General features: G+C 43.8%; 7 protein-coding genes. 3 read left to right on the top strand and 4 right to left on the bottom strand.

What is annotated here, in order from left to right; translation table 11 throughout:
- Window positions 1-262 precede the first annotated feature (262 nt).
- Window positions 263-1,798: an FAD-dependent oxidoreductase gene (locus tag KNQ13_RS15225; RefSeq protein WP_209548529.1), complete on the top strand. Its 1,536-nt coding sequence runs from the start codon at window positions 263-265 to the stop codon at window positions 1,796-1,798.
- An 82-nt stretch (window positions 1,799-1,880) separates the two neighbouring features.
- On the opposite strand, the gene KNQ13_RS15220 is transcribed toward KNQ13_RS15225, so the two are convergent.
- The 3 genes from KNQ13_RS15220 to KNQ13_RS15210 are packed head-to-tail and all read right to left on the bottom strand — an operon-like array spanning window position 1,881 to window position 3,947.
- On the bottom strand, window positions 1,881-2,747 hold the full coding sequence (locus tag KNQ13_RS15220) for a hypothetical protein (protein WP_209548528.1): 867 nt from the start codon (window positions 2,745-2,747) through the stop codon (window positions 1,881-1,883).
- Window positions 2,748-2,763: 16 nt separating this feature from the next.
- The gene (locus KNQ13_RS15215; RefSeq protein WP_209548527.1) at window positions 2,764-3,549 is read right to left on the bottom strand and encodes an ImmA/IrrE family metallo-endopeptidase; all 786 of its coding nucleotides are present in this window, start codon (window positions 3,547-3,549) and stop codon (window positions 2,764-2,766) included.
- The gene (locus KNQ13_RS15210; protein ID WP_209548526.1) at window positions 3,546-3,947 is read right to left on the bottom strand and encodes a hypothetical protein; all 402 of its coding nucleotides are present in this window, start codon (window positions 3,945-3,947) and stop codon (window positions 3,546-3,548) included. Before KNQ13_RS15210 ends, KNQ13_RS15215 begins: the two co-directional genes overlap by 4 nt.
- Window positions 3,948-4,355: 408 nt before the next feature.
- Between KNQ13_RS15210 and desA the strand changes: the two genes are divergently transcribed.
- Both desA and KNQ13_RS15200 read left to right on the top strand, forming a co-directional pair.
- Window positions 4,356-5,375, top strand: coding sequence for a Delta(5) desaturase DesA (desA, locus tag KNQ13_RS15205; protein ID WP_209548525.1), 1,020 nt, complete (start codon window positions 4,356-4,358; stop codon window positions 5,373-5,375).
- A gap of 125 nt (window positions 5,376-5,500) precedes the next feature.
- A complete protein-coding gene (locus KNQ13_RS15200; RefSeq protein ID WP_209548524.1) occupies window positions 5,501-6,013 on the top strand; it encodes a VanZ family protein in 513 nt (170 codons plus the stop codon).
- A gap of 55 nt (window positions 6,014-6,068) precedes the next feature.
- On the opposite strand, the gene KNQ13_RS15195 is transcribed toward KNQ13_RS15200, so the two are convergent.
- Window positions 6,069-6,263, bottom strand: coding sequence for a hypothetical protein (locus KNQ13_RS15195; protein ID WP_209548523.1), 195 nt, complete (start codon window positions 6,261-6,263; stop codon window positions 6,069-6,071).
- Between the last annotated feature and the right edge of the window lie 325 nt (window positions 6,264-6,588).

Genomic DNA, 6,588 nt, shown 5'->3' with positions numbered 1-6,588 from the left:
TCAATGGGAGACCACGGAAATGTCTCAACTGGAAAACTGCATACGAGGTCTTCTCGGAAGAAGTGTTGCACTTAATTTGACAAACCGTCCTATTTAAAAAGAATGAATATCTACTCATGTTTTGAAATAGGGAAAACATTAGAACACAGAACCACGTGTAAACGCTAAAAACACATAGTCGATGAATGTTTTTGGAAGAACAAGGGTAACTGTAACTGTTAGCTAAATGAAACAAAAACTGACATTTACGGAGGCGGGGAAAATGAAGCAACTGGATGGATTTCCAACATCGTACTGGCGCACTTCGATTGAAGCATCGACGTATCCGAAACTCGAAACAAATCTAACCAGTGACGTTGTCGTCATCGGGGCTGGTATCGCCGGACTCGTCACAGCCGTTCAACTGATTGAACGGGGGTATGAGGTGACGTTGATTGAAGCCGACCGGATTGCAAGCGGGACGACCGGTTATACGACAGCGAAAGTTTCATCACAGCATGGCTTAATTTATGCCGAACTAATCCAGACGTTCGGCGAAGAGAAAGCACGGCTCTATTACGAAGCGAATGAAGAGGCGATTCGTTTCATCCGTGATCAGACGACGCGTCTTGCGCTTGATTGTGAGCTTGAGGAACAGGATGCTTATCTGTACGTCGCGTCCAGTGGACCGAAACACAAGCAACTGGTCAAAGAAGCGGATGCGTACAGCCGGCTCGGCATCAACGGAGGAGACGCAACGAACGAGGTCAAAGCCAAGTTACCGTATCCGGTCGAACAGGCCCTCGTCATTCGCAATCAAGCCCAGTTCCATCCGGTCAAATACTTACTTGGTCTGGCCCGTCATTTCACGGAACAAGGCGGGAAGTTGTACGAACAGACGCGGGCGACGTCTGTCGAGTCAAAACGGACGCCGACCGTGCTACTTGAATCCGGGCACCAAATCGAGGCGAAGAAAGTCATCGTCGCGACACACTTTCCGTTCAACGACTTCAAAGGACTCTATTTCTCGAAACTCGAAGTCCATCGCTCGTACATCGTGTCGGGACGTGTTCCGGAAGAGTTCCCGGACGGCATGTTCATGAGTGCCGACAAACCAAGCCGGTCACTCCGGCATACGCAGACGGCTGACGGGACACGGCTTGGACTGTTTGGCGGGGAGAATCATCTGTCCGGTCATCAGACGGATACGAAAGCCAACTACCAAGCGTTGGCTCATTTCGCAGAGAGTGAATTTGGTGTTCCACAGATTGATCAATTTTGGTCAGCGCAGGATCTGATTTCGCTCGATAAAGTGCCGTACATCGGTCAGATGACGAGTGACGATCCGAACATTCTGATCGCGACCGGCTTTGCCAAGTGGGGGATGACGAACGGGATTGCGGCAGGATTGCTTTTGTCCGATTTATTGACCGGAACGCCGAACCGCTTCCGGGGATTGTTTGACCCGAACCGATCGAAGCTGAATAAGCAGGACGCGAAACAATTCGCGAAAAACAATGCTGATGTCGCGATCGAATTACTGAAGGGAAAAGTGGCCCGTGCCAGTCAATCAGCGGACGATCTAGGTATCGATGAAGGGGGACTCGTCCGGCATGCCGGGAAGACCGTCGGAGGATATCGAGATTCAGCCGGAGAACTGCATCTCGTCAAGACAACGTGTACGCATATGGGGTGCGACGTCAAATGGAACAACGGGGAACGGTCATGGGATTGTCCGTGTCATGGCTCGCGTTTCGACTATGAGGGAAATGTGCTCGAGGGTCCGGCTGTGAAGCCATTGAAACAAATAAAAAGATGAGAAAGCTGTTAAAAGCCCATTCGAGATGATTTCTGACATCTCTTGAATGGGCTCTCTTATTTTTAAAAGTGAGTTGCTGTAATTAGAAAGTAATTCGTCCCTGCGGATCTTGGACAATCTGTAAAAATTCCGGTGTATCCAGTTGTTCTTTGTCGCTGACATCTTCTCCAGTTCGGTAGTGAACACGGCGATGTTTGTGCTGTCCTGCTCTCATGCATTCGATGAAAGAAAAGGGTTCCGCAACAATCTGTTCTTTGAAAATCGAATCAAGCAATTGATCAAGTGACTGAAGCCGGTAAGCGTCGCGAAAAACATGCTGGTCTTGCATAAACAGGGCACCTAATAAGGTTTCATTTTTCGCCATTGTCAGACGAGTGTAGTAAACACCTTTTACTTCATTGCTTAATAGAGTCACGGTTTGGGCTCCATCTATAAGTAATGAGCATGCCAGAAGGTGAAGTATACGTTCTCCACAGTCTTTCGGGACAGATCGAATTGCTGATTCAATCGCCTGTATCGTTGTTGACTGCTGTACTTGTTGTGAAAGTTCCGTGTGTGATCGAACGATTTCACGAGCCAAAAGTCGAAATTGCGCCAATGCCTGATCATGATTCACTGCTCCGCGGTGGACGAAATTAAAACATTCACGGAAGGTGACGTAAAAAACATCAACGTGCTCCGACATGATTTGAAAGAACGGCTGATATAAATCAGCATACCACTCCGGAGTCATATTTCGATTCCCGCTACTCTCCTCAAAAATAATATCCGGAATCAACAAAACTGCATTATGATGACGAAAATGATTTACGAAAGAAATAAAACAATCAGGTGCATCACGGGCTGCTTTTGATAACTGTGTCAAGAGCATGTTATCCATAAGATAGATAGTCTGCTCGTCCTCGATGACGAAATTCAATTTGACGTACGTGCGGACAGCTTCATACATGGGAGACTCCCAAGTTCTAACCATTCGAGTCCCGTTTTTCCTTTAAGCGTTCAAGCACTGTCTTATACTGCTCGACAAATCTTGTATACTCATCACTAGTCAAACGTTCCTGCATCCGAGGACTGGATAGTAACGTCTTGAGATTATTTAATTTGATGACAAGGCTTGGGTGTAAAATGGATGTGTCGAAATCATCCGGCAAATGATGAAGATAATCGTAATCGATCATATCGAGTGCATCTGACGATGAAACCAGTCCGTCTTGAAGCAACTTGATTACAAGGACTTTATAAGGGACTTCAAATATCGCTACCAAATGAATGACTTTCTCCTCAATGGGGCGATCTGGATAGCTCCTGCTAATTTGTTCGAACGATTCTTTTAAAAATCTTGTATCAACAAGTAACTCAGAAGCAAACAAATTCGCATGACGCTCATGGACATTTAAAACCGAATCTTCAAAAAAAGTTTCGGTCTGTTTGTCCTGAATACGTTCTTTTTCATATTTGTAATGATAGTATTCATGTACCCAAACGAAATTTTCGTACGTTTTAGGTTGAGCTGTATTGATATGCAGATAAAATCGTTTATTCCGGTAAGTGATGAGTCCGCCATAACGTGTATCTGGAGTTGGAAACAAGATGACACTCGTTTTCTGCATCAAATGGTGCTTGATGCTGTCCAGAGGTTTGTAGCGGAACAGCAGACTTTGTTCCTTAGTGTTTTCTACACGACTAGAAACAATATCTAAAATTTCTTTATTTTTTTCGATGACATCGAGCAGATTTTCTCGTGTGATCATTCTTCCACCTCGTCGAACGAATGGAGAACATCAAGCATGGCAATGATTCCTTCCAGTGTTTCAAATGTTTCGTCAATAACAGGTGATGGACCAAGAGCATGATAATTTGCTGCAGCTTGTTGCTTTAGGGTAGCTGTACTTTGTAAATCTTGAATAGACGTTGGAACTTTAAAATCCTCTTTGTAAAAATAAGTGGGGTCTGAGATCCGGAAAACGCGGTTTAATCGTGTAATTCCACCTTTTAGATCTCCTTTGCCCTTTAATAGATTGTAAAATGTTGGTTTTGACATACCGGCCCGTTCGTATACCCATTTATGAGTCTTACCGATCGTTTCAAGGTATGCGCGAAGATTTCGAGAGACGACTTCTTCGATAGACGTAACTGTTGATGGATTCATTTCGTTCACCTCAATTTCATATTATAGCAAAAGGTGTAGAAAAACTTAACTTAAATTAAAAAATAAGTGCATATATTACTCGATTGAAAAATAATGTGGTCTGTCTGTATAGAAATATTTTACCCTTTTTTATAAATGTTTATGCTTTTATATTATATATTTAAAGAAATTAATAAATTTTATGGAGTAAAAGTCTAAAATTATATTAGAACTAGTACATTATTATTTTTTCTATGTGCTATAATTACCTGGTATTAAAAATATTCAAGCGTTTAACTATATCGGTCGGGTCGATCTTCATGTGGATGTTACAAATTCACCGTCACGGACGCCGTTTACAGGTTTTATATCAAGTTCATTTCATAGTAGCGTCGTGAACGCTGTACGAATTCGAGGAGGAAGCAACACATGAGTAAAGAAAAAATCGCCCAGCTTCGCAAACACGTTTCGCCTTTTGAGAAGGCAGACGTCAAATCCAGCGTCCGACAGATGATCAACACGATCTTACCGTTTCTCGTCGCCTGGTTCTTGGCTTACCAAGCCTTACAGATTTCCGTTTGGCTCGCTGTCCCGCTTGCGATCGTCGCATCCGGTTTCGTCGTCCGGATGTTCATCATCTTCCATGACTGTACACACGGGTCATTCTTCAAAAACAAAAAAGCCAACGCGATCGTCGGAACGATCACAGGCATCCTGACCTTGTTCCCGTATGAAAAGTGGAAACGCGAGCACTCAATCCACCACGCGTCAAGTGGGAACTTGGATAAACGCGGTGTCGGTGACATTTGGGTCATGACAATCGAAGAATATGTTGAAGCCTCAAAATGGACACGTCTGAAATACCGTCTCTACCGGAATCCGCTCGTCATGTTTGGTCTTGGACCACTCCTGTTGATTCTCGTCGTCAGCCGCTTTAACCGGAAAGATGCCCGAAAAAAAGAACGGATCAACACGCATGTCATCAATGCCTCGTTGATCGTCTTATACGGCATCATGATTTACTTCATCGGATGGCAGGCGTTCTTAATCATTCAAGGGACGACGATGTTTACGGCCGGTGTCCTTGGGATTTGGTTATTCTACGTCCAGCATACGTTCGAAGACTCGTATTTCGAGGATGAGAGCGAATGGGATTACGTTAAGGCAGCAATCGAAGGCAGCTCATATTATGAATTGCCGAAAGTCTTGCAGTGGGTGACAGGGAACATCGGTTTCCACCATGTCCATCACTTAAGTCCACGTGTTCCGAACTACAATCTAGAAAAAGCGCATACCGCGACACCACCGCTTCAAAAAGCAACGACGATCGGCTTGTTCTCAAGTCTGAAATCGCTTCGTTACAAGCTGTATGACGCTAAAAATAAAACGTTTGTGACGTTCGGTGAAATCAAGCACCTGGTGCGTGAACCGAAAACGATGGCTTCATAATAGGACATGTCTTACTTCTGAATAGAAGTGAGGCATGTTTTTTTGTCATGTCATCCGTCTTTTGCCGTATGTACCGTCTTAAAAGGCATGGTAAGATGGCAAGTATGAAAAGGAGGGATGTTCGGATGCGCCGTCCATCTATGGGCTATATCACAGCAGGAGCTATTTTACTTCTATTATTCGGATTCAGTTCGATGAGTTATCAACAACAATCCCTGATTCCCTTTCTGACGAATCACATCCCACTCGGTTGGGTCTATTCGTTTTCGTTCGTCTCGTTTCATTACGAAGTCCCGATCAGTGTTGCGGACCTTGGTCCAGCTGCGTTTCTCGAGTTTTTTATCCGGAAAGGGATGCACGCTGGTTTGTTCTTTATCCTAGGGACGAGTCTCGTCCATGTCTTACGGAATCGGGGATACCGTCCTCTTCCGGCCGCCTTTTTTGCCGCGACGACAGCAGTTACGGTCGGTGTCTTTGATGAATTCCATCAACAGGTGACCGGTGGACGGACACCACTTGTCGGAGACGTGATCATTGACGGAATTGGCGCTTTGTTTGGAATCCTGCTCTATACGGGGATTCGTTTATTCTTAAAAGCCGATCGAATCGTCAAATCGGAATATCCGCAATCGAGTTGAACACAAAAATACCCGGTCGTCTCAATCTTGCTGAGGCGACCGGGTATTTTGACGATCAAAAACGTTGGACCCATTCAATTTTATACTGCAATCGACCGTACTGCTTGCGGAGCATTTTATCAGCTTTTTTACGAGCGGCAGTATGATCGCCTGCCTTGATGACTAATCGATCAGTATCAACAATCTCATCAGATTCCATAACTTGATATTGAACGGTATATTCTTTGCTAGATAGATTAAATAGACTCAAGGCTTTCACTCCTATTTTTTTACTTATTATAAGCTAGTATATGGTATCTTGATGGGATTTGCAATTTAAATCAATGACTTTTGTCTCACCTGTTAATAAAACGTATATGGTTCTAAAGAATCACTAAAATGATATTTAAAATATTAAAAAGAATGTTAATATGACTAAAAAATACTGTAAAATCAGTTTTTAGTTGATTCATGTAAAAAAGAAATAGTTCTTTAGAATTGTTTTCTTAAGACGAATTGTAATATTAAGTGCAACACCTGACGGAAAACACAAAAAGCCCATAACGGCCTCGTGTAGAATGGAGTTACCACACCAC

Source organism: Exiguobacterium sp. s128, assembly GCF_018618815.1.
Classification (GTDB): Bacteria; Bacillota; Bacilli; order Exiguobacteriales; family Exiguobacteriaceae; genus Exiguobacterium_A; species Exiguobacterium_A antarcticum.
This window is presented reverse-complemented; position numbering and strand designations above follow the sequence as displayed.